Source organism: Mesorhizobium sp. M6A.T.Cr.TU.017.01.1.1 (assembly GCF_004023115.1).
GTDB lineage: Bacteria > Pseudomonadota > Alphaproteobacteria > Rhizobiales > Rhizobiaceae > Mesorhizobium > Mesorhizobium mediterraneum.
Window position 1 is genome coordinate 1 of sequence record NZ_RZTA01000037.1, and the last position, 26,331, is coordinate 26,331.

Here is a 26,331-nt window from a genome sequence, read left to right on the forward strand (position 1 = left end):
CCCTAACCCTCCCCACAAGGTGGAGGGAACGCTGCCGCGCGCCTTTACTTTCCCCTCGGCTTTCCACCTGCGATAGTCCTGGTGTAACAGGGGAGAGGACCAAAGTCCTGCCAGGTCCGCCCTTCCCGACTGGTCATTCGACCCCAACGGAGCTAACCATATGCGCATTGCCGTCCTCGCCGATATCCACGGCAACGTCCTCGCCCTGGACGCCGTGCTCGACGATCTGCAGCAGCGCGGCGGCGCCGACCTCGTTGTCAATCTCGGCGATTGCGTCTCCGGCCCGCTCTGGCCGCGCGAAACCATGGAGCGGCTAGAAGCGCTCGCCCTGCCGACGGTGCGCGGCAATCACGATCGCCGCGTCGCCCGCGACACCGCCGATGAAACCATGTGGCCGTCCGACCGCTACGCGCAGGAACGGCTGACATCGGCTCAGCGTGAGGCGCTGTTCGCCTTGCCCCTCACGCTGGAGATCGCGCCTGGGGTGACTGCCTTCCATGCCCGGCCCGCCCATGACGAAAAATATCTGACCGATACGATAGCCGACGGCCGGCTGGTGCGCGCACCGCTGGCCGCCATCAAGCGACGGCTGGCCCCGCTCGATCCCGCTTGCCGCATCGTGCTGTGCGGCCACAGCCACCGCAGCGAGCTGATCCGTATCCCCGACGGCCCGGTCGTCTTCAATCCGGGCAGCATCGGCTGTCCCGCCTATGACGATTCGACACCACCGGCGCATGTTTCCGAGCAAGGCTCTCCGCACGCCCGCTACGGCATCGTCGAGCTGGGCGAGCCGGGCCGCCCCGACCGCTTCGAGGCCATCGCCGTCGATTATGACCACGAGGCGGCGGCGCGGCAGGCCGAACAGGCGGGACGGCCGGAATGGGCCCACGCGCTGCGAACCGGATTTATGCCGGGCTGAACGCGGAGCGCGTTCATACCTCAGGCTGAACCGCCTTCATGCCGGGGCCGCATTTTCGGGCTTACATAGCGCCATGTCGTCCCTTATAAAATCGACCTGGCATGCGGTGGCGTTTCGGTGCCTGGCCGCGCCTTCGGAAATGCATCTATCGCCACGGCCAAAATGATGAGGCGCACAGTTACGCTCCGAACGACGCTGTACGCGCTGATTGCCGTCCCTCTCCTGCTGACGGCGCTGCTGCCGGCCAGGGCCGAGGAGGCGCCTTTCGTTTCCATCGTGACGGACCTCGCACCAGGCGATCTCCTGAACGTCCGCGCCACGGCATCGGCGATGGGCAAGATCAAGGCTCGACTGCCGAATGGTACGAGCGTGAACAATCTCGGCTGCAACGACGTCAATGGTTACCGCTGGTGCAAGGTCGCAGAAATCGACAACCCGCAACTGACCGGATGGGCTCCCGCGCGCTACCTGAACCCCGAGAATCCGGCGGCCGTTGCGGATGAGGATACCGAAACGGCCGGCGAAGGCACGGCCCCTGCAGCCGAGGCCTCGAACCCGGCAATTGCAGATCAGCCGCTGCCAGACCTGACAGCGCGCCTGGGCGCGGCCGGTCAGGAAACCACGGTGACAGCGGCTGAGGCAATCGGCAGGGCCGCCATCGAGGATGCCTTGGCGCTCGCGGCCAGCGGAAGTCCGTCGACCGGGGAGATGCCGCCGCTCGCGGCAACGGAGGACGCCATCCAGAATCGCGCCGCCAATGCGGCGCCTCCGGCCGATGCACAAACCGTTGCGCGGCTGCAGCCGCCAGGGCCGCCAGTCCCTGGTGCCCGCAACGAGATTCCTTGCGCGCGCTATGTCGGCCAGCCGATGACCAGATGCGGAGCCAATGTCGAGCGGCTGGCCGACGGCAAAGCCGAGGTGACCGTGACCTGGCCCGATGGCGGCACGCGCGTCATCAGCTTTCAGGCAGGTCGGCCCGCCGGCTCGAATGCATCAGGCGAATTCCGCTACACCCGCGAGGGCAGCCTGAACCTGATCCGTGTCGGCGTTTCCGAACGCTTCGAGATTCCTGATGCTTTGGCGACCGGAGGCTAGGCAGATTCGAAACGCTGGAGGGACCGCGCCCCCCTCTGTCCTGCCGGACATCTCCCCCACGAGGGGGGAGATTGGCTGTTTCGCCGACAGCGCCTCTTTTTCGAGGTTGGCTGTTGGCGAAATCAAAGATGAAGGCCGATCTCCCCCCGTGTGGGGGAGATGTCCGGCAGGACAGAGGGGGGCGCGAAGGAATGAGGCGCTTGTTTGCTCGGTTGGAGCAAGCCTCGCATAAACCCGCATTTTAGGGGGTTACATCAGGCAAAACTCTTCCCTATAAGGCCCTCCTAGCCTGATACCAGAATCGCGAGCACAACCGGCCGGGTCTTCCCGTCCGGTTTTTCGTGCAAGCCGCCTGCCGAACGGACCCTCGATATGCCAAGACGCACCGACATCAAGTCGATCCTGATCATCGGGGCCGGCCCCATCGTCATCGGCCAGGCCTGCGAGTTCGACTATTCCGGCACCCAGGCCTGCAAGGCGCTGAAGGAAGAGGGTTTTCGCGTCATCCTGGTCAATTCCAACCCGGCCACCATCATGACCGACCCGGAGCTGGCCGACGCCACCTATATCGAGCCGATCACGCCGGAAGTGGTGGCCAAGATTATCGCCAAGGAGCGGCCCGACGCGCTGCTGCCGACCATGGGCGGCCAGACCGCGCTCAACACTGCTCTGTCGCTGCGTCGCATGGGCGTGCTCGAACGCTACAATGTCGAGATGATCGGCGCCGACGCCACGGCAATAGACAAGGCCGAGGACCGGGCGCTGTTTCGCGAGGCGATGAAGAAGATCGGCCTGGAAACGCCGAAGTCGATGCTGGCCAACGCCACCGACGTTAAGAACGCCGACCGCAAGACGCACGAGGCCGAGCGCGCCGCGTTGAAGGCCGAGAAGCCCGAAAACCTCGACGCCGCGCTTGACGCGCTGGAAACGCGCTGGAACCTTGGCGAGGGCGACCGCAAGCAGCGCTATATCAGCCACGGCATGGCGATCGCCGCGCAGGCGCTCGACCATGTCGGCCTGCCCGCCATCATCCGCCCGTCCTTCACCATGGGCGGCACCGGCGGTGGCATCGCCTACAACCGCGCCGAATTTTACGAGATCGTCCAGTCCGGCCTCGACGCCTCGCCGACCACCGAAGTGCTGATCGAGGAAAGCGTGCTCGGCTGGAAGGAGTACGAGATGGAGGTTGTCCGCGACAAGGCCGACAACTGCATCATCGTCTGCTCGATCGAGAACATCGACCCGATGGGCGTGCACACCGGCGACTCGATCACCGTCGCCCCGGCCCTGACGCTCACCGACAAAGAATACCAGATGATGCGCAACGCCTCGATCGCCGTGCTGCGCGAGATCGGCGTCGAGACCGGCGGCTCCAACGTGCAGTTCGCCGTCAACCCGGCCGACGGTCGCCTAGTGGTCATAGAGATGAACCCGCGCGTCTCGCGCTCGTCGGCTCTCGCCTCCAAGGCGACCGGCTTCCCCATCGCCAAGATCGCGGCAAAGCTCGCCGTCGGCTACACGCTGGACGAGCTGGAGAACGACATCACCGGCGGCGCGACGCCCGCCTCGTTCGAGCCGTCGATCGACTACGTCGTGACAAAAATCCCGCGCTTTGCCTTCGAGAAATTTCCCGGCGCCGAGCCGGTGCTGACCACCGCGATGAAGTCGGTCGGCGAGGTCATGGCCATCGGACGCACTTTTCAGGAATCGCTGCAGAAGGCTTTGCGTGGGCTTGAAACCGGCCTGACCGGCCTCGACGAGATCGAGATCCCCGGCATCGCGCACGGCGCGGCCAGCCACGCCGACGACCGCAACGCCATCCGAGCCGCTCTCGGCACGCCGACGCCGGACCGGCTACGCATGGTGGCGCAGGCGATCCGCATGGGCACCTCGCTGGAAGACGTGCACGCCATGTGCAAGATCGACCCGTGGTTCCTCGAACAGATCGCCGGCATCCTGGCCATGGAGGATCGCATTCGCGAACACGGCATTCCCGAGGATGCCGCCAATCTGCGCATGCTGAAGGCGATGGGTTTTTCCGATGCCCGCCTCGCGTCCCTGGTCAGGAAAGACGTGGAAGAGATCCAGAAGATTCGCGACAAGCTCGACGTTCATCCGGTTTATAAGCGCATCGACACCTGTGCGGCCGAGTTCGCCTCGCCCACCGCCTATATGTACTCGACCTATGAGGTGCCTTTCGCCGGCGCGCTCGCCAACGAGGCGCAGGTCTCGTCGCGCAAGAAGGTCGTCATTCTCGGCGGCGGGCCGAACCGCATCGGCCAGGGCATCGAGTTCGACTATTGCTGCTGCCACGCCGCCTTTGCGCTGCGCGACGCCGGCTTCGAGGCGATCATGGTCAACTGCAACCCGGAGACCGTGTCGACCGACTACGACACGTCGGACCGGCTCTATTTCGAGCCGCTGACGCCGGAGGACGTGCTGGAGATCCTGCGCGCCGAACAGGCGTCAGGCGAGCTGGTTGGCGTCATTGTCCAGTTCGGCGGCCAGACGCCGCTGAAGCTCGCCGACGCGCTGGAGAAGGCCGGCATTCCGATCCTCGGCACCTCGCCCGACATGATCGATCTGGCCGAAGACCGCGACCGCTTCCAGAAGCTGTTGCACAAGCTCGGCCTCAGCCAGCCGAAGAACGGCATCGCCTATTCGGTCGAGCAGGCCCGCCTCGTTGCCGGCGAGCTCGGCTTCCCGCTGGTCGTGCGCCCGTCCTATGTGCTCGGCGGCCGCGCCATGCAGATCATCCACGACGAAAGCATGCTGCAATCCTACCTGCTCGACACCGTGCCCGGCCTGGTGCCGGAGGACATCAAGCAGAAATACCCGAACGACAAGACCGGCCAGATCAACACGCTGCTGGGCAAGAACCCGCTGCTGTTCGACACCTACCTGTCGGGCGCCATCGAGGTCGATGTCGATTGCCTGTGCGACGGCAAGTCGACGTTCGTCTCCGGCATCCTGGAACATATCGAGGAGGCCGGCATCCATTCGGGCGACAGCGCCTGCTCGCTGCCGGTGCATTCGCTGCCTTCGGAGCTCGTCGACGAGCTGGAGCGCCAGACGGCCGCACTTGCCCGTGCGCTCAACGTCGGCGGGCTGATGAACGTGCAATATGCGATCCAGGACGGCACCGTCTATGTGCTGGAGGTCAACCCGCGCGCGTCGCGCACCGTGCCCTTCGTCGCCAAGACCATCGGCCGTCCCATAGCCAAGATCGCTGCCCGCATCATGGCCGGCGAGAGCCTGGAAGATGCCTTCGCCCATTACGGCGCCATGCCCGACCCGCGTAACCCCGGCCACATCGCGGTCAAGGAAGCGGTGTTCCCCTTCGCCCGTTTCCCCGGCGTTGACATCCTGCTCGGACCGGAAATGCGCTCGACCGGCGAGGTGATGGGCCTCGACCGCGACTTCGCGCTTGCCTTCGCCAAGAGCCAGTTAGGGGCGGGTGTTGATCTCCCCCGCGCGGGCACGCTGTTCGTCTCGGTGCGCGACGAGGACAAGAAGGGCATTCTGCCGGCGGTCAAGCGCCTGGCCGGCCAGGGCTTCAAGGTGCTGGCCACCTCGGGTACCGCTCGCTTCCTCGCCGAGAACGGCGTCGCGGCGGAGAAAATAAACAAGGTGCTGGAAGGCCGCCCGCACATCGAGGACGCCATCCGCAACCGCCAGGTGCAGATCGTCTTCAACACGACTGATGGCCAGAAGGCCGTGTCGGACTCCAAATCGCTGCGCAGGGCGACGCTAATGCAGAAAGTGCCGTATTACACGACGCTGTCGGGCGCGGCCGCTGTGGCGGAGGCGATTGCGGCGCTGCGGGCGGGGAACCTGGAAGTGAGGCCGCTGCAGGAGTATTTTGCCTAGGTGATTGGCTGATCTCCTTGGGGAGCATCGGCAACGGCCACGCTCCAAATTACCTAAGGACAAATCTTTTCATTGCTAAGTCAATTGGAGAGGCATGTGTGTCGTCTATCTGATTGAGTATCGCTTTTCTCTCATCACGCCCGAGTATTTCCATTGCACCCACTACAGCTGCTCGATCCATCGGTGCAAACTGCATAAAACTTGAACGGTGAGAACGCACCCAAGCCAAGTCCTTAAGAGAAACAGCCGCTCTCGCTTGCGAACGAATCTCTCCTGAGAACACGGCGTTTTGGATCGGCCTGATCTGCAACAGATTAGCACTACCAGCACAAATCCAATCCCACCAACGGCGCACAGCCTGTCGTCGATAGTATCCAGATACCGCGATCTGCCTGATTAGCGGTAAGGCAATCTCATGCCCTCCAGACTGAATTACACCGTCCAGAGCCTTCGCAAGCTCATGAAAGACGGGAAGGAAAGCATCAAGGGAAGCGCTCGCAACATCGATAAACTGATCAGAATTGCTGGCACGGGCTCTCCTGATATACGCCTTGATCAGATTAAGATCGACATACCCATCAGCACTAAACTTCTCTCTAATTGTCCGCCCAGTTTCATCCAGAATTTCGGCGCTTAGTGCCGGTCCAATTTCTACGTCGGCGTGCTCACCATAGGGATCAAGGGCCGATATCCTCTGCATCGCGGCCTTGGTTTCGGTATCCATATGATCTTGGAGTACTTTTTCCGAAAACTCTTCCCGAGAATATATGTTAGTTTTTCTGCCATTAAGGTTAAGTCGATGGTTTTCATATAAATAAATTGACAATAGCTCTATAGCATATTGAAGTGAATACTTATCGTTGTCAAACATTCGAATGTCATCTACATATCTAACGTGCTTAAATCCATTTCGTATCAAAAGCTGATCTACATCGATTAAAACTGCCTCAGAAATTAAATTGCTAGCGTTTGGCCCAACTGGTATCCCTTTTGAAGCGCCAGCATTTATTGAATGGATAACTGATTCAAAATCTTGCGCCACCTCATCCAAGCGGGGATCGGCAGCTTCTATTGAGCCGCGCACGCGATGAGAATAAATCTGGTTAAAGAAATCCGAAATGTCAGCAGTCGCGGCAAACTCATGATTATTTGCGAGCTGTCGTGACTTCTCCTTGTATTCATCGTAGCCGGTGCCCGACGAGAAAAACGCACCATCTAACGGTGAAAATCTATTCGAAAATGCAACCCCTTGGCTAGCCGGGACTCTGGCAGCCTCGATTACCGGTCCAACTCGATAGGCTAAGGCCGTATAACTAAGACATGTCAACGGGTCCAGTTGATGAACAATTCTATACGAACACTTTCCCTTAGCCACTGGCATCGAATCTGCGGGAACTATTGGAAGCTTCTTGACATTAGATGACATAAGGCGATCACGTACATTCTCCCAGTCAGCCCATACAGCTTGGTATGCCGGCAACCTGGGAAAGAAATCACTGTCCTCAAAGCGCTCAAGATGACGGCGCGCAAAATCGAGACTGTCTTCCGTCAATTTCGTCAATATGGCCCCCCAAGCAATGCGTAGCGCTAGGTATTTGAATACGTCGCAACCATCGGTACTGAAGACTAGTTTACTTGAAAGACAAGTGAAAACTTGTGCCAGGAATTCCCAGCCCTTCACGGGCTCAGGGCGTTCGACCGGGGGTTCACGTTGAGATACTTCGCATAAATCCGGTTGACGGCGTTGTTGAACGCCGGAGTTGACGGCGTAGATACGCACCATCACAACATTATCCAGCGAGGTTGCCCGCCGCCTCCGGGCAATGTTTCAGCGCCCTCAGCGACGCCTCGGTCTGCGTTTCGATGTCGCCGCGCACCATCTCGCCTGAAACCATTTGCAGGGAGCTGTCTGCCCGCCTTGGGAGGGCCAGTTCCGCCGCTCGCCCCTCAGTTGAGAAACCCAATAAACCGTCCCGCGAACAGCACCGACGTCCACAACACCAGCGAAAGCGCCGCCAGGATGGTGACGGTCCCGCCGGCCGGCTCGTCACCGCCTTTTGCGCGGCGCATGAAGACGAGGAAGTTGGCGCCGGCGAGGAGGATGAGCGTCATCTTGGTGAGGAAAATCGGCATCGCCGCATACTCCCTCGCCCTGACTGAGAAGAGCAGCGACCCCGTGACAAGCGCGCTGGCGAACGCGGTAAATGCGGTGCGGCGCAGCAACGCGACGAACGCCGCCTGCGGCAGTGAGCGGAAGGCGCCGAGGACTCTGAGGTCCATGAGCCAGACGCTGGTCAGCAGCGCGCCGATCGACATGATGTGGAGCGCATTGACTATGGGGTAGGCGACGAATGAGGCCTTCAATGCCCGCACGAAGGCGAGTTGCTCGATGCCGGCGAGGAACTCGTCCATTCAAGCCGGCGGCACACGGTCGGGATAGACGTCATAAGCCTTACCGTTGACAATGACGCGGGCTGCTTTCATGCGCTTTTCGGCCTCGTCGAGCGAGCGGTGGCCGATCGCGGTCACCTCGTCGCCGATCTTGGCAACCTCCTCCGTGAAGCCGGCGGCAATGGTTCGGGACGGCGGCGCCATCTCCACCCTCCAGACCTCTCCCTCTGCGTCGACATCCAGCGTGGCGTGCGGATTGCCGATATAGATGGCCGTGATTTTGCCCCGGAGTTCGAAAAACCCGTCCTCGGTCCACGACCAGCCGTGATGGGCGTAAGCCGCGGTGCCGGCGGCAAGGATCACTGCCGCTGCCAGCGTGACGTTCCGAATCCCGTTGAAAGGTGACTGCATCGCTCGCCTCCTCGGCTCATCCCGTCAGTATTCGAGAGTAGGTCGCCGCGCGGTAACGTCAAATCACATCGGTGCGAAGGCTGTCGGCCATGACCGCTATGGACCGTTCGCCCAGGCGCCGGCCGATCGATCGCCGACAGGCAATCGCTTCAGGTTGGCGCTGCCCCTCATTCCCTGCCGGGCATTTCTCCCCGTATAGTGACGGGGAGAAAGACGCTTTCGCAAAGGATTTCGCCAATCTCCAGCGATGCAGAAAACGTGCCGAGGTTGCGGCCAGCCTCTTCTCCCCGTCCCTATACGGGGAGAAGGTGCCGGCAGGCGGATGAGGGGCGGCACCGACATCGACAATTGGTCAGTCGAGCGCCAGTTTTGTCTGCAGCGATTGTCCCGCGGAATGAACGGTCCGGTCTTGCTTATGACGTATATGCACGCCATGTTCGGCCTGCCGCTCTTCTTCTCCATCGGATGAAGGTCGGAGACTTAACACCTGAACGAGGCAAACCATGAGCAGTATTAGAGACCGTCAGGAAGGCTTCGAAAAGAAGTTTGCGATGGACGAGGAGACGAAGTTCAAGGCCATGGCGCGGCGCAACAAGCTGCTCGGCCTGTGGGCCGCCGAAAAGCTCGGCAAGACCGGTGAGGACGCCGACGCCTATGCGAAAGAGGTGGTGCGCGCGGACTTCGAAGAGGCAGGCGACGACGATGTGTTCCGCAAGGTACGCGCCGATTTCGACGCGGCTGGCGTCGCCCAGTCGGATCATCAGATTCGCGGCGCCATGGCCGAACTGTTGGTGACCGCGGTCGAGCAGATCAAAACCAGCTGAGAGCAGCGCCAGCTTAAAGCGCATCGCGACGCGCTTTAAGTTCTTGTTTTATGCATGTCGTTATCCCAAAACCGCTGCGCACCCTCGGGTCAGGCCCGAGGGCATGCTTTTGGGCGACATGCACTAGCTGTGGGCGGCCACCAAATCCTTTATGCGCTCTTCGTGCATCCGCAGCGTCGGTAGCGTCTTCTTGGCGAATTCCTTCAGCGCCGGGTCTTCGCCCGACCGCGCATAGGTGGAAAACAGCGCCAATGCCTGCTTGTGCGCCTCGGTCTGCAGGACGATGTATTTCGCCTGGAATTCATCGCCGTCGAGGGTCTTTAGCTGGTCCAGCATCGCCTGGTCTTTCGGCAACAAAGCGGGGCCGCTCGGTGTCACCGAGGCGGTGGTCTGGCTCTGTTCGAGAGCTGCCTTGAAATCCTCACCAGCCTTGGTGTGATCCCTAACCATCAGCGAGGCGAAATCCTTCACATCGGCGGCGACGTTCTTTTGTTCGGCCAGCTTGCTGCTTTCAATCTCGAACCGGTTGGCGCTGGGGACGGTTTTGGTAAAGGTCTCGGTGTCGATCTTGGTTTCGCCGACAGCAGGTAAATCGGCCGGCGCTGCGGATTGGGCGAAGGCCGCCGACGTTGCAGCAAGCAGGGCAAGTGCGGCAATGGCAAGATGCGGTCTCATTGGAACCTCCGGGGTTTCATGTGTCCTCGGAGTTCCAACGCGACTCAAGCGGCGAAGTTGCGCGGAGATTGGAGCGTCCTCCCTTCTCCCCCTGTGGGAGAAGGTGGCCTCGCGCAGCGAGGTCGGATGAGGGGTGTTCCAGCTTGGCGTTACGCCCACTCACAACCGCCCATCAACGCCGAGAGACGCACAATTGCCAACGCCTCATTTCTTCCAACACCCCTCTACCGTCTCGGCGCTAGCGCGCCGATCCACCTTCTCCCACAAGGGAGAAGGGAAGGCCCGCCTCAGTGGCAGCACGCGCCGGCATACTGCAGTTGCTCGTCCCAGTTCGGCCGGCCCTCCGGCGTGAAATCCATCAGGTTCCACAAGGGCTCGCAGGTGCCGACGGCGCGCGGATCCTGGCCGGGTTCGGACGGCGCGAAGCCAAGCTCGGAACTCCAGAAATGGCGGATGCCGTCGGCGTCGCGATGGAACACCGACAGCATCGGCAACTGCGCGCCATCGTCGGCCTCGGCGTGGTAGTCGCGCTTGAAGCTGTTGCCGGCCGAGGAGACCAGCCGCATGTTCGTCCAGCCGCGGTCGCGGCCAAGCGTGATCAGGTTTTCGAGCGCGGTCTTGCCCACCACGGCGAAATTGAAGCCGGCGGCCTCCAGATGGCCAATGGCGCCATCGAACTGGTCGAGCAGCGCCGTGCACGACGGACATGGCTGGTCCGGCCGCGCGAGCTTGGCCGTGCCGCCACTCGTCGCCACGTCGCGCGTCTCCTGCGGATGGCGCGGAAACATCATCGAGTAGACGATCAGCGTGTCCTTGCCAGGCGAAAACAGCTCCGACAGTGTTATGCGGGCCGGCTTGCCATCCGGGCCAAGCCCGTCGAACACATAGTCCTCAGGCACCAGCCCGCCAGGCGGCAGGGCACGACGGGCGACGGCCACATCCTCCATGGCGCGGCGCAGTTCGATTTCCTTCTGCAGCAGCGTTTCGCGGGCGGCGCGGTATTCCTGGGATTCGTTGGGAAAAGTGATCATCGTCATCTCCATCAGCCGTGCTTTTGGCGGCGCGCCGCACGCGGCAACACGCCTTGCCTCTCAAAGACGCGGGAACGGAGGCGGTTCCGACATTTGCGCCGGCCGCGATGCGATAAAATCTGGGCTGCCGCTTCAGCTACGGCGCTGTCGGCACCGGGCAGCTCGTATCGCCTTCCTGGCAATTGAGGTAGCCCTGAAAATCCTTCAGCCGATTGTTGGTGAGGCTCTCCTTGCAGCCGGCGATGACCATCGGATACATGCTGCCGGCCATATCGGGCGGGCCGCCCTGGAAAGCGCATTCGGAATCGCGGAAGGCGACCCAGGCGCGCTGCGCGCCTACCAGCAGCTTCTTCGTCGCCGCATCGTCCTTCAGCCGCCCCTCGATCTGCCTGTAGGCCTGGTTGAGCTTCTTGTCGGCTTCGGTGAACGACTTGCCGGCGCATTCGTTCATGGTCGCCTGGTCCTGCGCGTTGGCGCAATCGTCGGCACGCGCCGCGTTGGCAAGCAGCGGAACGGCGAGGATCAAGGTGGCGAGACCGGTTTTGGCCAGACCCGTTTTGGAATGCAAAAGCCGCATCGTGTTTCTCCGATTTCGAAAGCTCCCGCTGTAACAAAGCTTAACCGTGAGACGAATACAGGCAAGACGCAGTCTGTCGCCTTGGTGGACAGTTCCTTTCAGGCCGGCTCCGACGGCTGCGAAGCAATAGTGTTGCGGGGACGGGATGCATCTCACTGCATTCTTCGTTCAGGACTATAAGTCCATATCGGAGAAAACCATGCGCGAAGCCGACAATGACGAAATCGACCTGCGCTGCCCGCAGATCGTCGCAGACAACGCCGCCATGGGCCTCAGGCTGCGCGGCATATTTGGCCGCGGCGGGACCGAGATCGGCGTGGCGCGGGCCACCCAGCTCAAGAACCGGCAAAAGCTTTCGCCCTCCACCGTCCGGCGCATGGTCAGCTACTTCGCTCGCCATAAGGTCGACAAGAACGGCCGCAATTCCGGCAATGAGCAGGATCCGTCGGCCGGCTATATTGCCTGGCTTTTATGGGGTGGCGACGAAGGCCGCGCCTGGGCGCTCGGCGTCAAGCAGAAGATCGGCAACGCGCCCGACATCTGAACGGCAACAAAGCAGGTTCGTCTCGGGCTCTAGCCTTCCCAGTCGACTTCGAACATCCCCAGCCGCTCGTAGAGCCTGACGGCGGCGGCATTCTCAACCGTGTTGGTTTTGAGATCGACATGCGCAGCGCCCCGTGCGCGAAAGGCGGCGAAGACGTGCCACATCAGCGCTTCGGCGATGCCTCGGCTGCGCGCCTCGGGGTGGACGGCAAGGTCTTTCACGAACGCCCTCGTCCAGCACAGCGCCGCGCCCGCCAGCCGACCCTTGCTGTCGATGACCAGGAAACACAAAGCAGGATCGAATTCCGCGTCGTTTGAAACGCGCGGCCACCATTCGTCGAACGGCCCGTCGGCGCCATCGTCGAACACGGTGGTCAGCAGCGCATGCAAAGCGAGCGCGTCGGTGGCCTCGAGCCCGCGCATGACGAAGCCTTCCGGCCAGCGCGGCGGGGCAAGCGTGTCGTCGAGGATCTTGCGCAGTCTTATGTCGTTTGGCGCCAGCGGGCGCGGCTCAGGCATGGTGGTCAGGCATCGGGCTGCAGGCGACGCCGAGCGCGGTCGCGGCCAAGGCCGGTTTCTTCCAGCATGCCCTTGCGCTTGGCGTCGTAATAATAGCCGCTCTGGTAGAGCCGGTCGGCGCGGTTGGCGTTGCCGCCGGCCACCAGCCAGGCGCCGCGCAGGTATTTCACCGCATATTTCAGATTGGTCTCGGCGTCGAACAGCCCGCTCGCCGGCCCGACATAGCCCATGCCGCGCGCCGTCGCATGCTTGATCTGCATCAGCCCCCAATGGCCGCGATTGTAGGCTTTGGGATTGAAGGTGCTCTCGCGCTTGACGACGCGGCGCACCAGATCGACCGGCACCTCATAAAGGGCGGCGTATTTCTCGATCAGTCGCTCGATCTCGCCGCGCGGTCCCGTCGCGTACTCCTTGGCAGGGCTGGTCGAAAGCAGGTCGGACGGATCTTCAGGCACGACATAGGCGGCCTGCTGCACGCCGGGCATCGTCTTGCTTGTTTCGCCAGTGACCGGCATGGCCACAGCGGCCGTCGCATGGACAGGTGGCGTGGCGTCGCCCGCCAAGGCTGCAGGCGCAGTTGCGGCCAACGGGGTCGGGCCGGCGAAGGCGGCTGGCTGGGCAGGCGTCGCGGTGGGGTCGACAGCCAGCGCCGCCGTCTGGACAGGCGCGACGCCGGACGATTCCGGCAGCACCGAAACCGTGTCGGGCAGCACCAGCGTAAAGCCGACATCAGAGCCTGCGGCGGCGGTTTCAGTCAGGGAAGGCACCGGCTTCGTCTGCGAGGTCGAGGTGCAGCCGCTGAGGCCGGCCGCAGCGAGCATCACGCCGATCGCGGAAAAGATGATTTTTGCTGGCAAGCCGCGCTCGGGTCCGGTTCGTCTGTTAAGAAAATCCTTACACCAGCACCTTTCCCCCCGCAATCCGCAGCCTGTTGTGGACTTCGGATGGTTTTCGGGTGGCGACAATAACCTGAAAATGCGATATCTCGTTCTCGATATGTACTGGATTCCCATCCGTTTCTTCGGAAAGGAGCACATCATGGAAAGCACCCCTCAAGCCACCGCCGGCCACGCGGTCTTCGAAACCGTGATCGGCTTTATGGGCATCGCCTGGAGCAAAGCCGGACTGACGAGGCTCTGCCTGCCCCAGCGCAACCGCGACGCGGTGGAACGCCGGCTCTTGCACCATACCGGCAGCGCCGCTTCGAGCGCCCAACCGCAATGGGTTGCCGAGCTGATCGCGTCGATAAAGGCCTATGCAGCCGGCGAAGACGTCGATTTCTCCGGTGTGCCGGTCGATCTCACCGGCGTCGACGATTTCCGCCTCGCCATCTACGACGCGGCGCGCAAGCTCGCCTTTGGCGAGACCACCACCTATGGCGAGCTGGCCAAGCGCGCCGGCCATGCCGGGCTGGCGCGTGAGACGGGCGCAGCACTCGGCGCCAACCCAGTGCCGCTGGTCATCCCGTGCCACCGCATTCTTGCCGCCGGCGGCAAGATCGGCGGTTTTTCCGCGCCGGGCGGCTCGACCACCAAGGAAAAGATGCTGGCGATGGAAGGCGTGCGCGTCGGCCCGCCGCCGCCGGCGCAGGTCTCATTCGGCTTCTAGGGTGTTAGTTCGGAAAGATGCGCCGGCGGAAACGCCGGTCTGTGTCCACCCGCTTGCATTTGTAGACGACGCAGGACCTCGTATCGGCGCTCGGTACCGACGCCCGTGCCCTGACCTCACCCATGTTACAGAAACGCTGGCTCCGCACATAGCGGTCGTAGAGCGGCAGCCCCGGCGTGCGCGTCGACTGGTAACGCAAGATGACGGCGCCTTCCCGCGCAATCGTCGCCTGCACCCTGTCGCAGCTCATGCGGCTCGGGTCATAGCGCGAGATCGCCTGCGCCTCGGCGGCCACCAGCGTCAGGCAGGCGGCAAGCAGAACAGTTTTCATGGTCCTCTCCCAAAAACAGGACCGGACGCTCGAAGGCGGCACGATCCTTCCCCGCAGCGTGCGCGATAAACAATGCGACCCACCGCAACACGCGACGTTACAAGGCTTTCACGCGATTGGGGCGGCCGTTGGGCAGCGCCGCGTCAGCGCCTTTTTTCGCGAAGTCTTGTTTTTTGCGGAGAAGCGGACTATATGAGGTCCATTGATATTTCGGCCGATCGATCCGGGCCTCGCGATATTCGCGTTTGCTGACGTCTATCTCCAAAATCTCGATACAAACCGGCTGGACTTCGGTTCGGTCAATCTAAAGCAAACGTATAAGGACTATCGAAATGGCAACAGGTACGGTCAAGTGGTTTAACTCCACCAAGGGTTTCGGCTTCATCCAGCCTGACAGCGGCGGCGCGGACGTTTTCGTTCACATCTCCGCAGTCGAGCGCGCTGGACTGTCGACCTTGGTCGAAGGCCAGAAGATCAACTTCGAGATCGAGCAGGACCGCCGCACTGGCAAGTCGTCCGCTGGATCTCTGAGCAAGGCAGCCTGATTTTGCGAATGGCGCGCGCCGGGCGATAGCTCGGGGCGCGCGGCAAGTCACGGATGTACTGACAGTCGCGCGAGAAGCGCACCGGAGCGGAAAGACCCCGACAAGCCGAAGCAGCAGATTGCTGCCGGCCCGGACCGGACGCTCCCGATCAGGCTACCAAGCATGGAAGGCGGGATTTTGTCCCGCCTTTTTGCTGTCTGGATTCCATCCCTGCTCGGTTTTCGTGTCGCGGCCGAAGGCCGCAAGGCCCGACCGGGCGTCGCGCCTCGTGGCGCGCCCCGTCCGGAGCGAACCGCGAAGCGGCGACGGGAGTGAGGACAGAACTAAGGCAGCCATTCCATCGGCACGTGCCCCTTGTCCGCCTCGACCTGTTTTAGCCAGGCCGCCACCGCCGGATAAGCGTCGAGCTGAAAACCGCCCATCTCGGCCGTATGCGTATAGGCGTAGAGCGCGATGTCGGCGACGCTCAATGCCTCGCCGGCAAAGAATGCCCTGCCCGCCAGATGCTTGTTCATCACGCCGAGCGCCTTGTTGCCGCGCTCCAGCGTCACCGCCAGCCGCTCCGGCGTCGCGTCCTTGGCCCGTTCGGGAAAGATCAGCAGCGCCTTGCGCACCGCGATATAGGGCTCGTGGCTGTACTGCTCGAAGAACAGCCATTGATAGGCCAGTGCGCGCTCGTATTTGTCGGCCGGCAGGAACCGCGTGCCTTCGGCGAGATAGAGCAGGATGGCGTTGGATTCGGCAAGCCGCCTGCCGTCGTCGAGCTCAAGCAGCGGCACCATGGCGTTCGGGTTCTTGGCGACATAGTCGGGCTTGCGGGTGTCGCCGGTATGCGAACTCACCTCGACATTGGTGAAGGCCATGCCGAGCTTGGCCATCAGAAGGCGCGGCTTGTAGCAATTGCCGCTGTCGATCATCCCATAAAGTATGGTCATTTTTGCTCCCATTGCTCGTGCGACGACAGCCAAGGCTCTATCCCGGCGGCAACGATTTGATCCAGTGATTTGTTTTGGCGCAACCATCAGCGCCGCTGATAGATCATCCAAATAACGGCACGACGTTGTTGTCCCTGCCAAGCAGCCGGTCGATGGGCAGCGGCTCCTCGTCGAAGACCGTGCCGGCCAGCGCCGGCCGCGCCAGATGATAACCCTGCAAAAGGTCGACGCCGCCATCCAGCGCGACGCGCAAACGAGTGGCATTCTCGATTCCTTCGACCAGCACCTTGGTGCCGCGGTCGTGCAGCGCCGAAACCAGCGGCCGGAAGAATCGTTCGGCGGCGACATGGCGACAGAATTCCGCAAACCAGGTGCCGTCGATCTTGACGATGTCAGGCTGGACAAGGGCGACCCGTTCTACCGTCGAATGCCCGGTGCCGAAATCGTCGATGGCGATGCGGATGCCGTCACGCCGCATCTCGCGCACCAGGCTGACGAGCACCTTGTCGTCGGCCGCCTGCTCGGTGATCTCGCAGACCAGCATGCCGGGGTGCAGGTCGAACTCGGCGAGATGCCTGGTCATCAGCCTGATCTCGGCCAGCGCCCGCCCGGGGTCATCATTGAGCAGCGGATTATAGTTGAAGAACAGGTCGAGCCCGTCGACACCGATGTTGTGGAAGTTCCGGAGATGCAGCACCCGGCACATCGTCTCGACGAACAGGCGATCCGGCAGGGGCACGCCCTCAAAAAACACGGGTGGTGCGACCGACCTGCCGGCGCGGTGCGGTTCAATCAGGCCTTCGACCGCAACGGCCGTCAAAAACCTGCCGCGCGGCGCAAAAATCGGCTGGTAGGCGCTCCTCAGCCGGAACGCGCCATAGACGCCATATTCGATCCCGACTTCGTCGGCGAAGATCGCCTCGCCGACATTGCGCCGCCTGTCGTGCCGCCCGGTCATGGCACCACCTTGCGGCCGAAAGCCCGTTTCGGCCGCAGCGAGGACGATACAGTCGCAGGCGCATCGCCGGCATTGGACACTGCCGCGGGCATCTGCCTGTCCTTGCCGAAAACGTGAAAGCTGGTCGGCGCAAGCTCCGGGCGCGCCAGCGCGAATCCCTGCACCATCGAGGCTCCCGATTTCTCGGCCAATTCAAGCTGCCAGCCCTCCTCGATGCCCTCGAACACCGTGCGGATGCCTTGCTCTTCGAAACTTGCCACCATGGCGGTCAGCAGCGCGAAGCCGGCGCCGGACTCCATCAGTTGCATGATCCAGCGTGCGTCGAACTTGACGATATCAGGCCTGAGCTCCTTGATGCGGTTGATGTCGGACTCATCGGCACCATAGTCGTCGACGGCGATGCGAAACCCATTGGCCCTGAGCGCCTCGACGAAATTGTAGAGGGTTTCCTGCGACGCCGATTTCTGCTCGGTCACCTCGCAGACGACGCGGTTCGCATCGATATCAGCCTCATGCAGCACCAGCCGCATGTCGCGCAGCGCCTTGTCGGCGATGCTGCGATCGGTGAACACGGACGGGTCGAAATTGATGAAGATGGACGCCTCTGGCGGCAGGCTGGCACCGGCGTTCAGAAGGTGCAGCGTCCTTGTCAGCGCCTCGATATGCAGGCGGTCGACCGTCGGACAGGTGTTGAAAAAACTCATCGGCGCCTGCGGCTCGCCATCGCGGAACGGCCGGATCAGCCCCTCGAATGCGGTGACCGACAATTTTCCGTTGCTGAAGGCGAAGATCGGCTGGAAAGCGCTCTGCAGCGTATGGGTGCCCCAGACACCGCTGGCGGTGCCGTCGTCATGACGGACGATATGGGCAAGCCCGATGCTGCGCGACACGGTTCCTCGCTTTGCGAGACTGGCGGAATGGATCCAGCCACTCGGGGTTTTACCGCCGGTAAGTGAATTTATTGTTGCCGGATTTGCCGGGGATTTGAGATCTGGCTCATCCGACAGTGCTTGCGCTTGGCGGAATGATGCGACATGAGATGCGCCGCGGTTGGATGGACCGCCTGCACCCCAAAGGAGACAATATCGTCATGGCCTTTCTTGCCGACGTCCTTTCCCGCGTTAAGCCTTCCGCGACCATCGCAGTGACGCAGAAAGCGCGCGAGCTGAAAAACGCCGGCCGTGACGTGATCGGGCTGGGTGCCGGCGAGCCGGACTTCGACACGCCGGACAACATCAAGAACGCAGCGATCGACGCCATCCGCCGCGGCGAAACGAAATATCCGCCGGTTTCCGGCATCGTGCCGCTGCGCGAGGCGATCGCGAAAAAATTCAAGCGCGAGAACAATCTCGACTATCGGCCGGAGCAGACCATCGTCGGCACCGGCGGCAAGCAGATCCTGTTCAATGCCTTCATGGCGACGCTGAACCCCGGCGACGAGGTCATCATACCGAGGCCGTACTGGGTCAGCTATCCCGAGATGGTGGCGATCTGCGGCGGCACCTCAGCCTTTGCCGACACCTCCATCGACAACGGCTTCAAGCTGACGGCGGCGGCGCTGGAAAAGGCGATCACACCGCGCACCAAATGGCTGTTGATGAACTCGCCGTCGAACCCTTCGGGCGCCGCCTATACCGAGGCTGAATTGCGCGATCTGGCCGACGTGCTGTTGAAGCATCCGCATGTCTGGGTGCTGACCGACGACATGTATGAGCACCTGATCTATGGCGACTTCGTCTTCAAGACAATCGCCGAGGTCGAGCCGAAGCTTTATGAGCGCACGCTGACCATGAACGGCGTGTCGAAGGCCTATGCCATGACCGGCTGGCGCATCGGCTATGCGGCCGGGCCGGTGGCGCTGATCAAGGCGATGGACATGATCCAGGGCCAGCAGACGTCCGGCGCCTGCACCATCGCGCAGTGGGCGTCGGTCGAGGCGCTGAACGGTCCGCAGGATTTCATTGCGAAAAACAAGGCGATCTTCCAGGCGCGGCGCGATCTCGTCGTGTCGATGCTCAACCAGGCGCGCGGCATCACATGCCCATCGCCCGAAGGCGCCTTCTATGTCTATCCGTCCTGCGCCAAGCTGATCGGCAAGAAGACCAAAGCCGGCAAGGTGATAGACAGCGACGAGACCTTCTGCTCGGAGCTGATCGAGGCGGAGGGCGTGGCGGTCGTGTTCGGCTCGGCTTTTGGCCTCGGCCCGAACTTCCGCATCTCCTACGCCACATCCGAGGCGTTGCTCGAAGAGGCCTGCACGCGCATCCAGCGCTTCACCGCCTCGCTGACCTGATCAGGGCATCCCGAACGCCAAAACCCGGCCGCGAGCCGGGTTTTCGAGGCGATAGGCACCAGCCTCATCCCTGCTCATTGGTTTCGCGCGCCGAACGTGCCTCGGCCGGCGCCAGAATGGCGACCAGAAGCCCGGCCGTGACGAACGAGACGATGGCCGCCGTCAGCATCGCCGCATGGAAGCCGCCGGCATAGGCGGCTGCGAACAGAGCGCGCAGGCCGTCCTCTCCCATCGCCGCATCGGCTGCGAAATCGTGTCTTGAAACGGCGGCGCGAGCCACCGCTCCAGCATTGGCGACCCCAGCATTTTCAAGATGCCCCGTCAGCAGGGTTGCTGCCCGCATGCTCATCAGGGCGCCGAGCAGCGCGATGCCGATGGCGGTCCCGCTCTGGCGGGTTGCGTTGATCACCGCCGACACCATGCTCGACCGCTCGCGCAGCGCAAACGACATCGCGGCGGCGCTGCCGGTCGGGATCGACAGCGCGTTGCCGAGGCCGCCGACGGCAAACAGCAGGCCGATCGTCACATAGGGGCTTGAGGCTTCAACCCAGCACATGCCCAGCATGGAAAACCCGCTCGAAAGATAGCCGGCGGCCATCAGCGCCGAATGTCCGTAGCGCTGACTGAGCCCGCCGATCGCCGGCGACACGACCATCTGGACAAGGAACAGCGGCGCCATGCGCAAGCCGGTCTGTGTCGGCGACCAGCCCTGGGCCTGCTGCAGGAACATCGAATAAAGGAAGACGCCGGTGTAGGAGGTGAGGCCGAGCGCGAACGATGCGACATTGGCGACGGCAAAGCGAATGTCGCGAAACAGGCCAAGCGGCAGCATCGGCCGCGGCGTGCGCGCCTCGAAGGCAAGGAAGACTGCCAAGCCGGCCAGGCCGGCAACAACGGCCGTGACCGTCCGCGGATCGCCCCAACCGTTTTCACCTGCCGATATCAGGCCAAAGGTCAGCGCGCCCAGCCACAGAATGCTGAGCGCCAGGCCGACAAGGTCGAGATGAGCATGCTCGGGGTGGGAAGTCTCTACGATCGAAGCTGCACCCAGCACGATCGTGGCCAAGCCGAGCGGCAGGTTGATCAGGAAAATGCTCTGCCATCCGGCGGCTTCGACCAGGATGCCGCCGACGACGGGGCCGGCGAGCAGCGAGATGGCGGCAAACGACGCCCAGCCGCCAATGACGCCGGCGCGCTCGCGGGCATCGGGAAACGCCTGCGTCAGGATCGACAGCGCGCCCGGAATGATCAGCGATCCGGCGATCCCCTGCACCACCCGGCCTGCCAGCAGCACCGGCAGGTTGGGCGCGATTGCACAGATGGCAGAACCAGCCACGAAGATGCCGATGCCTGCCAGCCAGGAGCGCTTGCGCCCGTAGCGGTCACCGATCAGGCCTGCCGACAGCATGAAGGCAGACAGGCAAAGCGTGTAGGCGTCGATCACCCATTGCAGCCCGGCGAAGTCGATGCCGAGCGCAATCTGGATCGTCGGCAGGGCGACATTGACGATGCTGATGTCGAGCAGCGCGACGAATGTGCCGAGATAGACGGCGGCAACAAGAGGCAAGCGACGATTCGACATGACGACTCCAAACCTAAGTGTTGAAATCACCTATAATGACCAGACGCGACGCGCTTTTAGGACCGATCAAAAGCGCCCGGCTCAGCCGCCATACTGCTCGTCCGTCACCTTCTCCAGCCAGTCGGCATGGACGCCGTCGATTGCCTCCTGCATGGCGATATGCTCCATCGCCGATTTCGGGGCAGCGCCGTGCCAATGCTTTTCATCAGGCGCAAACGAGATAACGTCGCCGGCCCGGATCTCCTGTATCGGCCCGCCCCAGCTTTGCGCGAGGCCGGCGCCTGATACGACGTAGAGCGTCTGCCCAAGCGGATGCGTGTGCCAGTGGGTACGCGCGCCGGGCTCGAAACTGACCATGATGGCGCGCAGACGCGCCGGGGCTTCCTTCTCGATGATCGGCGTCTGCAACACACGGCCGGTGAAGTACTTTTCCGGCGCAATGACGGTCGGCACGCTGCCGCAGGCAATGATCTTCATCGTCGCGAATCCTCAAGCTGATGGCGGACCGGTCGGCGACGGCCGTTCCTCTTTTGTGGCAAGAAACGGGCACTTTCGTCCGATAACCATCATGGCGCAACCGCTTTTGCGGCTGTTCGGTGACGGCTCGGTCGCGGGATTTGATGGGGAACCTAGGCTCGCACCCGTCGGCCCCACCGATCACGGCTCAGCATCCGCGACGTCAGGCAGCCCTCAAATCCCTTGCCCTCCCGGCTAACCCGTGGGACGATGCTTTTGGGCAGGTGGCGAACTGAAAAAAAGCCCCGCCCGCGACGGTCGACAGGCCGGCCGCCGCTCCCAGGGAAACGCCTGAGTGGAGGTCAGTCATGGGAACTCGCGCCGGAGGACGACGCACGGGACCGAAATGCATTGCCATAGTCGGTCCCTTTGCAAGCGGTAAGACGACACTTCTCGAAGCCATATTAGCCCGCACGGGCGCCATTGCCCGCCAGAATCCCGTTTCCTCGGGAAACACCGTTTCCGACCATTCGCCCGAGGCACGCGCCCACGCCATGAGCGTCGAGGCAACCTTTGCCACCACCGAATTCATGGGCGAGCAACTCACTTTCGTCGATTGTCCCGGCTCCATCGAATTCTCCTTCGAGGCAGAGCCGGTGCTTGCCACCTGCGACATCGCGGTGGTCGTCGCCGAGGCCGACGAGAAGAAGATTCCTGCCCTGCAGCTGATCATGCGCAAGCTCGACGATCTCGGCGTGCCGCGCATCATGTTCCTCAACAAGGTCGACAAGGCGATATCAGGCGTGCGCGACACGCTGAAGATGCTGCAGCCGGCAAGCTCGGTGCCGTTGCTGCTTCGCCAGGTTCCGCTGCGGAAGAACGGCGTCGTCATCGGCTCGATCGATCTCGCTCTGGAGCGCGCCTACATCTATCGCGAATATGCCGAAAGCGAGGTGGCCGAGATTCCGGGCGACGACAAGGCGCGCGAGTTGGAGGCTCGCTTTTCCATGCTGGAGACGCTCGCCGATCATGATGACCAGTTGATGGAGCAGCTCCTCGAAGAGATTGAGCCGCCGAAGGACGCGATCTTCGACGATCTCGCCGCCGACCTGCGTGACGGCGCGGTCACCCCCGTGCTGATCGGCACTGCCGAGAAGGGCAACGGCGTGCTGCGCCTGTTGAAGACGATCCGCCACGATGCGCCCGACATCGAGGCGACCCGCAAGCGCCTTGGTGCACCGGACGAAAATGCGACCGTGGTCCAGGTGATGAAAACCATTCACACCGCGCATGGTGGCAAGCTGTCGGTCTCGCGCATACTGTCCGGCCAGCTTGCCGACGCCTCCGAGCTCTTCCTTTCGAATGGCGCCACGGCAAAAGTCTCCGGCATCTACAGAATGCTCGGCAAGGATCAGTCCAAGCTCACCTCGGCCAAGGCCGGCGACACGGTCGCGCTCGGCAAGCTGGACGACGTCACGACCGGCCAGACGCTGAGTTCGGCCAAAGGCGGCATCAAGCCGCTGGTAACGCTGGCGCCGCCGCAACCGGTCTTTGCCTTCGCGCTGCGCCCGAAGGAACGCAAGGACGAGGTGAAGATGTCGGCGGCCATCCAGCGCCTTGCCGAGGAAGACCCCTCGCTCAGCCTGCGCCACAATCAGGATTCGGCCGAAACCGTGCTGTCGGGCCATGGCGAGATGCATCTGCGCGTCGTGCGCGAGCGGCTGGAAGGCAAGAACCAGATCCCGATCGAAGGCCATCCGCCGGCCGTGCCTTATCGCGAGACGATCCGCAAAACGGCGCAGCAGCGTGGCCGCCACAAGAAGCAGTCGGGCGGCCATGGCCAGTTCGGCGACGTCGTGATCGAGATCAAGCCGCTGCCGCGCGGCTCCGGCTTCCAGTTCACCGACACCATCACCGGCGGCGCCGTGCCGAAAACCTATATCCAGTCGGTCGAGACCGGCGTGCGTGATTATCTGAAATCCGGCCCGCTCGGCTTTCCGGTGGTCGATGTCGCCGTCAATCTGTCCGACGGCTCCTATCACGCCGTCGATTCATCAGACATGGCCTTCCAGATGGCGGCGAAGCTGGCAATGAAGGAAGGCATGGCGGCCTGCTCGCCAGTGCTGCTCGAACCGGTCATGAAGGTCGAGATCGTCACGCCGTCCGACGCGACGTCGAGGATTATCGCCCTAATCCCGCAACGGCGCGGCCAGATTCTCGGCTACGATGCGCGGCCTGGCTGGCCGGGATGGGATGTGGTCGAGGCGACCATGCCGCAGGCCGAGATCGGCGACCTGATCATCGAGTTGCGTTCGGCCACCGCAGGCGTGGCCAGCTATCGTGCCGCCTTCGACCATATGGCCGAACTCACCGGTCGCCTGGCCGACGAGGCGTTGAACGCCAATGGCAAGGCCGCCTGACACTGGATTTGGCGCCAGTATCGCAGGCTGCTGAACACAAGGAAACGGCGTCCGGAATGATCCGGACGCCGCTCTCTTGCGGACCGTCTTCGTGGGAGGCGAAACGGCAGGTCCGCCGCACATGCCGCCAGCGCCTGACGGCCTCAGCGGAAGAATGGTTCGGACGCGGTAGCCGCCTGAGCCCGGATCGTCCGAGTGATGCCCCCATCTCCCGCACGAACCACACCGCGTCCTATGATCTGCTTAGTCGATGCTGAGCGCCTGTGACAGGTTACCTGAGGTTACATGTCACTGTTACGTGACAATTTCGGTCGGCTTTCCCTCAGCGCCAGCAGGTTTCGGGCAACAAAAAAGCCGGATCAATGAAGATCCGGCTGAGTTTGATTGGAAGTGCCTGTTAGGGCTAACCTCCAGAGGGGAACACTCGAGGGCGCTAATGGGAGGAGAACGCGCCCAGGAGATGATCTATATATGTGCTCATCATGCCCAAGAAACAAGCATCTATTTTGCAACACACGCATGCAAAATGACACAGGCTGTGGTCTAATCCATTCCTTGCCCTCGTAGGACCAGCAAAATCGTCGAAATGCGATGCACAGCCAGGAAAAAATCGACGCGATATAGCGAATCAGAGCCGATTTTCGCTCCAAATGCAGAAGACAACGAATGACGTCGAATCAGGCAGCATGCGTTTATTTTTGCAGCAGCCGCGTATCGGCCCGAAATTGGAATCGATTTTTCGCTGCGCTAACCTTCGGTTCGAAACGCACGACGCGTAGACTCCAAGCGCTAGAGTGTACTTTGTGCGTCCAAGTGGAAGCACTCCACTCTAGAAGGAAGCTCAATGAGGACACGTCAGGCGATCGCCGGCAGCGCGTTATTCTTCATTGCAGCGCCCGGCGTGGTCGCGGGATTGCTGCCCTGGCTGTTGACCGATCGCTATCGTCTGCCATGGTCTACCCTGCCCGGCTTGGTGCCGGTCGGCTGGGTCCTGATTGTCGTCGCAGCGGCCTTGCTGCTTCATGCCTTCGCCCGTTTTGCCTTCGAAGGCCTGGGCACGCCCGCCCCGGTCGCGCCGACCGAGCAACTGGTTATCGGCGGCATCTACCGCCATGTCCGCAACCCGATGTATCTGGCGGTGCTGTCGATCATCCTTGGCCAGGCACTGCTGTTTTCGAGTTGGACTCTCATCGCCTATGCCGCTATCGCCGCCATCGCCATGGTCTCGTTCGTGAAGCTCTACGAGGAACCGACGCTTGCCCGCCGCTATGGCGCCGACTACGAGGCCTACCGCCATGCCGTTCCAGGCTGGCTGCCCCGCCTGACGCCATGGCGCGGCCAGTAAGAGATGATCGTCCGCGGTGCAAGGCAGGAAGCGACGTGCAGAAGGGTTAGAACGACCAGCTGCGCGCCTTGGCGATAATGAAATCGCGGAAGACGTGGAGTTTCGCCTGGTTCTTCATCGCATCGGGATAGGCGAAATAGGTGTCGAAGGACGGCACTTCGGTCTCCGGCAGCAACTGCACCAACCCTGAGTCCTTGCTGACCACATAGTCGGGCAGCATGGCGATGCCGGCGCCGCCCTGTACCGCGCGCTTGATCGACAATATGTCGTTGATCTGCAGCGTCGGCACCCTTTGCCCGCCTTCGAAATCGCCAACCGTTTCCAGCCAGTTCAATTCCGACAAATGCGCCGGCACCGGCACGCCGAAGGTGACGATGCGATGGGCCTTCAACTCGGCGATCGACGCCGGCTTGCCATACTTGTTGACGTAGGAGGGCGCCGCGTAGAGATGGAAATGCACGGTGAACAGGCGGCGCTGGATGAGATCAGGCTGCTGCGGCTGGCGCAGCCGGATCGCGCAGTCCGCCCGGCGCATGGTGAGGTCGAGCTCCTCGTTTGCCAGGATCAACTGCAGGCTGATCTCGGGATAGAGCTCGATGAATTCCTGCACGCGCTCGGTCAGCCAGCCGGCGCCAAGCCCCACCGTGGTCGTCACCCTGAGCACCCCGGAGGGCCGGTCCTTGGCCTCGGTCAGCCGCGACTTGATCGTCTCCAGCTTCATCAGCACGTCATGCGCCGTGCGGAACAGCATCTCACCTTGCTCGGTCAGCACCAGGCCGCGGGCATGGCGATTGAACAGCGGCACGCCGACGTCATGTTCGAGCGCGCTGACCTGCCGTGAAATCGCCGATTGCGACAGATGCAGTGTCTCGGCGGCATGGGTGAACGACCCAGCTTCCGCGGCAGCGTGAAACACGCGTAGCTTGTCCCAGTCCAACGCCATGATGCCCCTCGTTCTGTTTTTGGCGTCTGAATGAAAAATCAGGCTTTTACGCGGCTTTTC

At 62.4% G+C, this 26,331-nt stretch carries 26 protein-coding genes and 1 pseudogene; 11 read left to right on the forward strand and 16 right to left on the reverse strand.

Annotated elements, in window-relative coordinates; translation table 11 throughout:
- Positions 1–160 precede the first annotated feature (160 nt).
- The 3 genes from EOB36_RS14255 to carB all read left to right on the forward strand — a co-directional run bounded on the left by EOB36_RS14255 (position 161) and on the right by carB (position 5,884).
- A complete protein-coding gene (locus EOB36_RS14255) occupies positions 161–919 on the forward strand; it encodes a metallophosphoesterase family protein (RefSeq protein WP_095488919.1) in 759 nt (252 codons plus the stop codon).
- 165 nt (positions 920–1,084) lie between these two features.
- Entirely contained in the window at positions 1,085–2,014 is a 930-nt protein-coding gene (locus tag EOB36_RS14260; RefSeq protein WP_095489226.1) for an SH3 domain-containing protein, read from the forward strand.
- Between the two features lie 372 nt (positions 2,015–2,386).
- Positions 2,387–5,884, forward strand: coding sequence for a carbamoyl-phosphate synthase large subunit (gene carB / locus EOB36_RS14270; RefSeq protein WP_095488918.1), 3,498 nt, complete (start codon positions 2,387–2,389; stop codon positions 5,882–5,884).
- Positions 5,885–5,933: 49 nt separating this feature from the next.
- Here carB and EOB36_RS14275 read toward each other — a convergent pair whose 3' ends face one another.
- The 4 genes and pseudogenes from EOB36_RS14275 to EOB36_RS14290 form a co-directional block, all read right to left on the reverse strand.
- Positions 5,934–7,310, reverse strand: coding sequence for an RNA-directed DNA polymerase (locus EOB36_RS14275; protein ID WP_348631797.1), 1,377 nt, complete (start codon positions 7,308–7,310; stop codon positions 5,934–5,936).
- 275 nt (positions 7,311–7,585) lie between these two features.
- Positions 7,586–7,779 (reverse strand): annotated as a pseudogene (locus tag EOB36_RS35965) (Rid family hydrolase); the annotation flags it as partial.
- Between the two features lie 52 nt (positions 7,780–7,831).
- Positions 7,832–8,296: a DUF6644 family protein gene (locus EOB36_RS14285; protein WP_128285092.1), complete on the reverse strand. Its 465-nt coding sequence runs from the start codon at positions 8,294–8,296 to the stop codon at positions 7,832–7,834.
- Positions 8,297–8,686 carry a DUF6152 family protein gene (locus tag EOB36_RS14290; protein ID WP_095488914.1) on the reverse strand — a complete coding sequence of 130 codons (390 nt, stop codon included), beginning with the start codon at positions 8,684–8,686 and terminating at the stop codon, positions 8,297–8,299.
- A gap of 503 nt (positions 8,687–9,189) precedes the next feature.
- Here EOB36_RS14290 and EOB36_RS14300 point away from each other — a divergent pair.
- On the forward strand, positions 9,190–9,510 hold the full coding sequence (locus tag EOB36_RS14300; protein WP_095488912.1) for a DUF1476 domain-containing protein: 321 nt from the start codon (positions 9,190–9,192) through the stop codon (positions 9,508–9,510).
- 123 nt (positions 9,511–9,633) lie between these two features.
- Here EOB36_RS14300 and EOB36_RS14305 read toward each other — a convergent pair whose 3' ends face one another.
- The 3 genes from EOB36_RS14305 to EOB36_RS14315 form a co-directional block, all read right to left on the reverse strand.
- Positions 9,634–10,185, reverse strand: coding sequence for a DUF4142 domain-containing protein (locus EOB36_RS14305; protein WP_127204727.1), 552 nt, complete (start codon positions 10,183–10,185; stop codon positions 9,634–9,636).
- Between the two features lie 287 nt (positions 10,186–10,472).
- Positions 10,473–11,216: a DUF899 family protein gene (locus tag EOB36_RS14310; protein WP_095489225.1), complete on the reverse strand. Its 744-nt coding sequence runs from the start codon at positions 11,214–11,216 to the stop codon at positions 10,473–10,475.
- Positions 11,217–11,352: 136 nt separating this feature from the next.
- The gene (locus EOB36_RS14315; RefSeq protein WP_095488910.1) at positions 11,353–11,793 is read right to left on the reverse strand and encodes a lysozyme inhibitor LprI family protein; all 441 of its coding nucleotides are present in this window, start codon (positions 11,791–11,793) and stop codon (positions 11,353–11,355) included.
- A gap of 199 nt (positions 11,794–11,992) precedes the next feature.
- Between EOB36_RS14315 and EOB36_RS14320 the strand changes: the two genes are divergently transcribed.
- Positions 11,993–12,337: a hypothetical protein gene (locus tag EOB36_RS14320; protein ID WP_095489224.1), complete on the forward strand. Its 345-nt coding sequence runs from the start codon at positions 11,993–11,995 to the stop codon at positions 12,335–12,337.
- 29 nt (positions 12,338–12,366) lie between these two features.
- On the opposite strand, the gene EOB36_RS14325 is transcribed toward EOB36_RS14320, so the two are convergent.
- Together EOB36_RS14325 and EOB36_RS14330 are read right to left on the reverse strand one after the other, a co-directional pair.
- A complete protein-coding gene (locus EOB36_RS14325) occupies positions 12,367–12,855 on the reverse strand; it encodes a GNAT family N-acetyltransferase (protein WP_128285093.1) in 489 nt (162 codons plus the stop codon).
- Between the two features lie 5 nt (positions 12,856–12,860).
- Positions 12,861–13,712: a lytic transglycosylase domain-containing protein gene (locus EOB36_RS14330; RefSeq protein WP_095488908.1), complete on the reverse strand. Its 852-nt coding sequence runs from the start codon at positions 13,710–13,712 to the stop codon at positions 12,861–12,863.
- A gap of 181 nt (positions 13,713–13,893) precedes the next feature.
- Here EOB36_RS14330 and EOB36_RS14335 point away from each other — a divergent pair, with 181 nt between their 5' ends.
- Positions 13,894–14,463: a methylated-DNA--[protein]-cysteine S-methyltransferase gene (locus EOB36_RS14335; protein ID WP_095489223.1), complete on the forward strand. Its 570-nt coding sequence runs from the start codon at positions 13,894–13,896 to the stop codon at positions 14,461–14,463.
- A gap of 4 nt (positions 14,464–14,467) precedes the next feature.
- Here EOB36_RS14335 and EOB36_RS14340 read toward each other — a convergent pair whose 3' ends face one another.
- Positions 14,468–14,794 (reverse strand): hypothetical protein, encoded by a 327-nt coding sequence (locus tag EOB36_RS14340; protein ID WP_095488907.1) that lies wholly within the window; start codon positions 14,792–14,794, stop codon positions 14,468–14,470.
- Between EOB36_RS14340 and EOB36_RS34375 the strand changes: the two genes are divergently transcribed.
- Together EOB36_RS34375 and EOB36_RS14345 are read left to right on the forward strand one after the other, a co-directional pair.
- The gene (locus tag EOB36_RS34375) at positions 14,793–14,990 is read left to right on the forward strand and encodes a hypothetical protein (protein ID WP_158302696.1); all 198 of its coding nucleotides are present in this window, start codon (positions 14,793–14,795) and stop codon (positions 14,988–14,990) included. The genes EOB36_RS14340 and EOB36_RS34375 overlap by 2 nt on opposite strands.
- Positions 14,991–15,126: 136 nt before the next feature.
- Positions 15,127–15,339 (forward strand): cold-shock protein, encoded by a 213-nt coding sequence (locus tag EOB36_RS14345; RefSeq protein ID WP_023678332.1) that lies wholly within the window; start codon positions 15,127–15,129, stop codon positions 15,337–15,339.
- Between the two features lie 323 nt (positions 15,340–15,662).
- Here the strand turns inward: EOB36_RS14345 and EOB36_RS14350 are convergent, their stop codons facing one another.
- The 3 genes from EOB36_RS14350 to EOB36_RS14360 form a co-directional block, all read right to left on the reverse strand.
- Positions 15,663–16,274 (reverse strand): glutathione S-transferase family protein, encoded by a 612-nt coding sequence (locus EOB36_RS14350; protein ID WP_095488906.1) that lies wholly within the window; start codon positions 16,272–16,274, stop codon positions 15,663–15,665.
- Positions 16,275–16,377: 103 nt separating this feature from the next.
- Positions 16,378–17,232, reverse strand: coding sequence for an EAL domain-containing protein (locus EOB36_RS14355; RefSeq protein ID WP_128285094.1), 855 nt, complete (start codon positions 17,230–17,232; stop codon positions 16,378–16,380).
- Entirely contained in the window at positions 17,229–18,122 is an 894-nt protein-coding gene (locus EOB36_RS14360) for an EAL domain-containing protein (RefSeq protein ID WP_095488904.1), read from the reverse strand. The genes EOB36_RS14355 and EOB36_RS14360 overlap by 4 nt, the downstream gene beginning before the upstream one ends.
- A gap of 200 nt (positions 18,123–18,322) precedes the next feature.
- Between EOB36_RS14360 and EOB36_RS14365 the strand changes: the two genes are divergently transcribed.
- Positions 18,323–19,525: a pyridoxal phosphate-dependent aminotransferase gene (locus EOB36_RS14365; protein ID WP_095489222.1), complete on the forward strand. Its 1,203-nt coding sequence runs from the start codon at positions 18,323–18,325 to the stop codon at positions 19,523–19,525.
- Positions 19,526–19,589: 64 nt separating this feature from the next.
- Here the strand turns inward: EOB36_RS14365 and EOB36_RS14370 are convergent, their stop codons facing one another.
- A complete protein-coding gene (locus tag EOB36_RS14370; RefSeq protein ID WP_128285095.1) occupies positions 19,590–21,107 on the reverse strand; it encodes an MFS transporter in 1,518 nt (505 codons plus the stop codon).
- 81 nt (positions 21,108–21,188) lie between these two features.
- Positions 21,189–21,584, reverse strand: coding sequence for a cupin domain-containing protein (locus EOB36_RS14375; protein ID WP_095488902.1), 396 nt, complete (start codon positions 21,582–21,584; stop codon positions 21,189–21,191).
- Positions 21,585–21,931: 347 nt separating this feature from the next.
- Between EOB36_RS14375 and EOB36_RS14380 the strand changes: the two genes are divergently transcribed.
- Positions 21,932–23,983, forward strand: a complete 2,052-nt coding sequence (locus EOB36_RS14380) for an elongation factor G (protein ID WP_095488901.1) — start codon at positions 21,932–21,934, stop codon at positions 23,981–23,983.
- 844 nt (positions 23,984–24,827) lie between these two features.
- Positions 24,828–25,328 carry an isoprenylcysteine carboxylmethyltransferase family protein gene (locus EOB36_RS14385; protein ID WP_095488900.1) on the forward strand — a complete coding sequence of 167 codons (501 nt, stop codon included), beginning with the start codon at positions 24,828–24,830 and terminating at the stop codon, positions 25,326–25,328.
- Between the two features lie 46 nt (positions 25,329–25,374).
- Here EOB36_RS14385 and EOB36_RS14390 read toward each other — a convergent pair whose 3' ends face one another.
- The gene (locus tag EOB36_RS14390) at positions 25,375–26,271 is read right to left on the reverse strand and encodes a LysR family transcriptional regulator (RefSeq protein ID WP_126105318.1); all 897 of its coding nucleotides are present in this window, start codon (positions 26,269–26,271) and stop codon (positions 25,375–25,377) included.
- Positions 26,272–26,331: the final 60 nt, after the last annotated feature.

What these genes read in the sequence shown, in the direction of transcription:
- EOB36_RS14355 (WP_128285094.1), bottom strand. Translation starts at nt 17,232, where the DNA reads ATGACCGGGCGGCACGACAGGCGGCGCAATGTCGGCGAGGCGATCTTC.
- EOB36_RS14300 (WP_095488912.1), top strand. Translation starts at nt 9,190, where the DNA reads ATGAGCAGTATTAGAGACCGTCAGGAAGGCTTCGAAAAGAAGTTTGCG.
- EOB36_RS14375 (WP_095488902.1), bottom strand. Translation starts at nt 21,584, where the DNA reads ATGAAGATCATTGCCTGCGGCAGCGTGCCGACCGTCATTGCGCCGGAA.
- EOB36_RS14370 (WP_128285095.1), bottom strand. Translation starts at nt 21,107, where the DNA reads ATGTCGAATCGTCGCTTGCCTCTTGTTGCCGCCGTCTATCTCGGCACA.
- EOB36_RS14260 (WP_095489226.1), top strand. Translation starts at nt 1,085, where the DNA reads ATGAGGCGCACAGTTACGCTCCGAACGACGCTGTACGCGCTGATTGCC.
- EOB36_RS14310 (WP_095489225.1), bottom strand. Translation starts at nt 11,216, where the DNA reads ATGATCACTTTTCCCAACGAATCCCAGGAATACCGCGCCGCCCGCGAA.
- EOB36_RS14350 (WP_095488906.1), bottom strand. Translation starts at nt 16,274, where the DNA reads ATGACCATACTTTATGGGATGATCGACAGCGGCAATTGCTACAAGCCG.
- EOB36_RS14345 (WP_023678332.1), top strand. Translation starts at nt 15,127, where the DNA reads ATGGCAACAGGTACGGTCAAGTGGTTTAACTCCACCAAGGGTTTCGGC.
- EOB36_RS14385 (WP_095488900.1), top strand. Translation starts at nt 24,828, where the DNA reads ATGAGGACACGTCAGGCGATCGCCGGCAGCGCGTTATTCTTCATTGCA.
- EOB36_RS14325 (WP_128285093.1), bottom strand. Translation starts at nt 12,855, where the DNA reads ATGCCTGAGCCGCGCCCGCTGGCGCCAAACGACATAAGACTGCGCAAG.
- EOB36_RS34375 (WP_158302696.1), top strand. Translation starts at nt 14,793, where the DNA reads ATGGTCCTCTCCCAAAAACAGGACCGGACGCTCGAAGGCGGCACGATC.
- EOB36_RS14285 (WP_128285092.1), bottom strand. Translation starts at nt 8,296, where the DNA reads ATGGACGAGTTCCTCGCCGGCATCGAGCAACTCGCCTTCGTGCGGGCA.
- EOB36_RS14275 (WP_348631797.1), bottom strand. Translation starts at nt 7,310, where the DNA reads ATGTCATCTAATGTCAAGAAGCTTCCAATAGTTCCCGCAGATTCGATG.
- EOB36_RS14320 (WP_095489224.1), top strand. Translation starts at nt 11,993, where the DNA reads ATGCGCGAAGCCGACAATGACGAAATCGACCTGCGCTGCCCGCAGATC.
- EOB36_RS14255 (WP_095488919.1), top strand. Translation starts at nt 161, where the DNA reads ATGCGCATTGCCGTCCTCGCCGATATCCACGGCAACGTCCTCGCCCTG.
- EOB36_RS14365 (WP_095489222.1), top strand. Translation starts at nt 18,323, where the DNA reads ATGGCCTTTCTTGCCGACGTCCTTTCCCGCGTTAAGCCTTCCGCGACC.
- EOB36_RS14335 (WP_095489223.1), top strand. Translation starts at nt 13,894, where the DNA reads ATGGAAAGCACCCCTCAAGCCACCGCCGGCCACGCGGTCTTCGAAACC.
- carB (WP_095488918.1), top strand. Translation starts at nt 2,387, where the DNA reads ATGCCAAGACGCACCGACATCAAGTCGATCCTGATCATCGGGGCCGGC.
- EOB36_RS14290 (WP_095488914.1), bottom strand. Translation starts at nt 8,686, where the DNA reads ATGCAGTCACCTTTCAACGGGATTCGGAACGTCACGCTGGCAGCGGCA.
- EOB36_RS14305 (WP_127204727.1), bottom strand. Translation starts at nt 10,185, where the DNA reads ATGAGACCGCATCTTGCCATTGCCGCACTTGCCCTGCTTGCTGCAACG.
- EOB36_RS14380 (WP_095488901.1), top strand. Translation starts at nt 21,932, where the DNA reads ATGGGAACTCGCGCCGGAGGACGACGCACGGGACCGAAATGCATTGCC.
- EOB36_RS14390 (WP_126105318.1), bottom strand. Translation starts at nt 26,271, where the DNA reads ATGGCGTTGGACTGGGACAAGCTACGCGTGTTTCACGCTGCCGCGGAA.
- EOB36_RS14340 (WP_095488907.1), bottom strand. Translation starts at nt 14,794, where the DNA reads ATGAAAACTGTTCTGCTTGCCGCCTGCCTGACGCTGGTGGCCGCCGAG.
- EOB36_RS14315 (WP_095488910.1), bottom strand. Translation starts at nt 11,793, where the DNA reads ATGCGGCTTTTGCATTCCAAAACGGGTCTGGCCAAAACCGGTCTCGCC.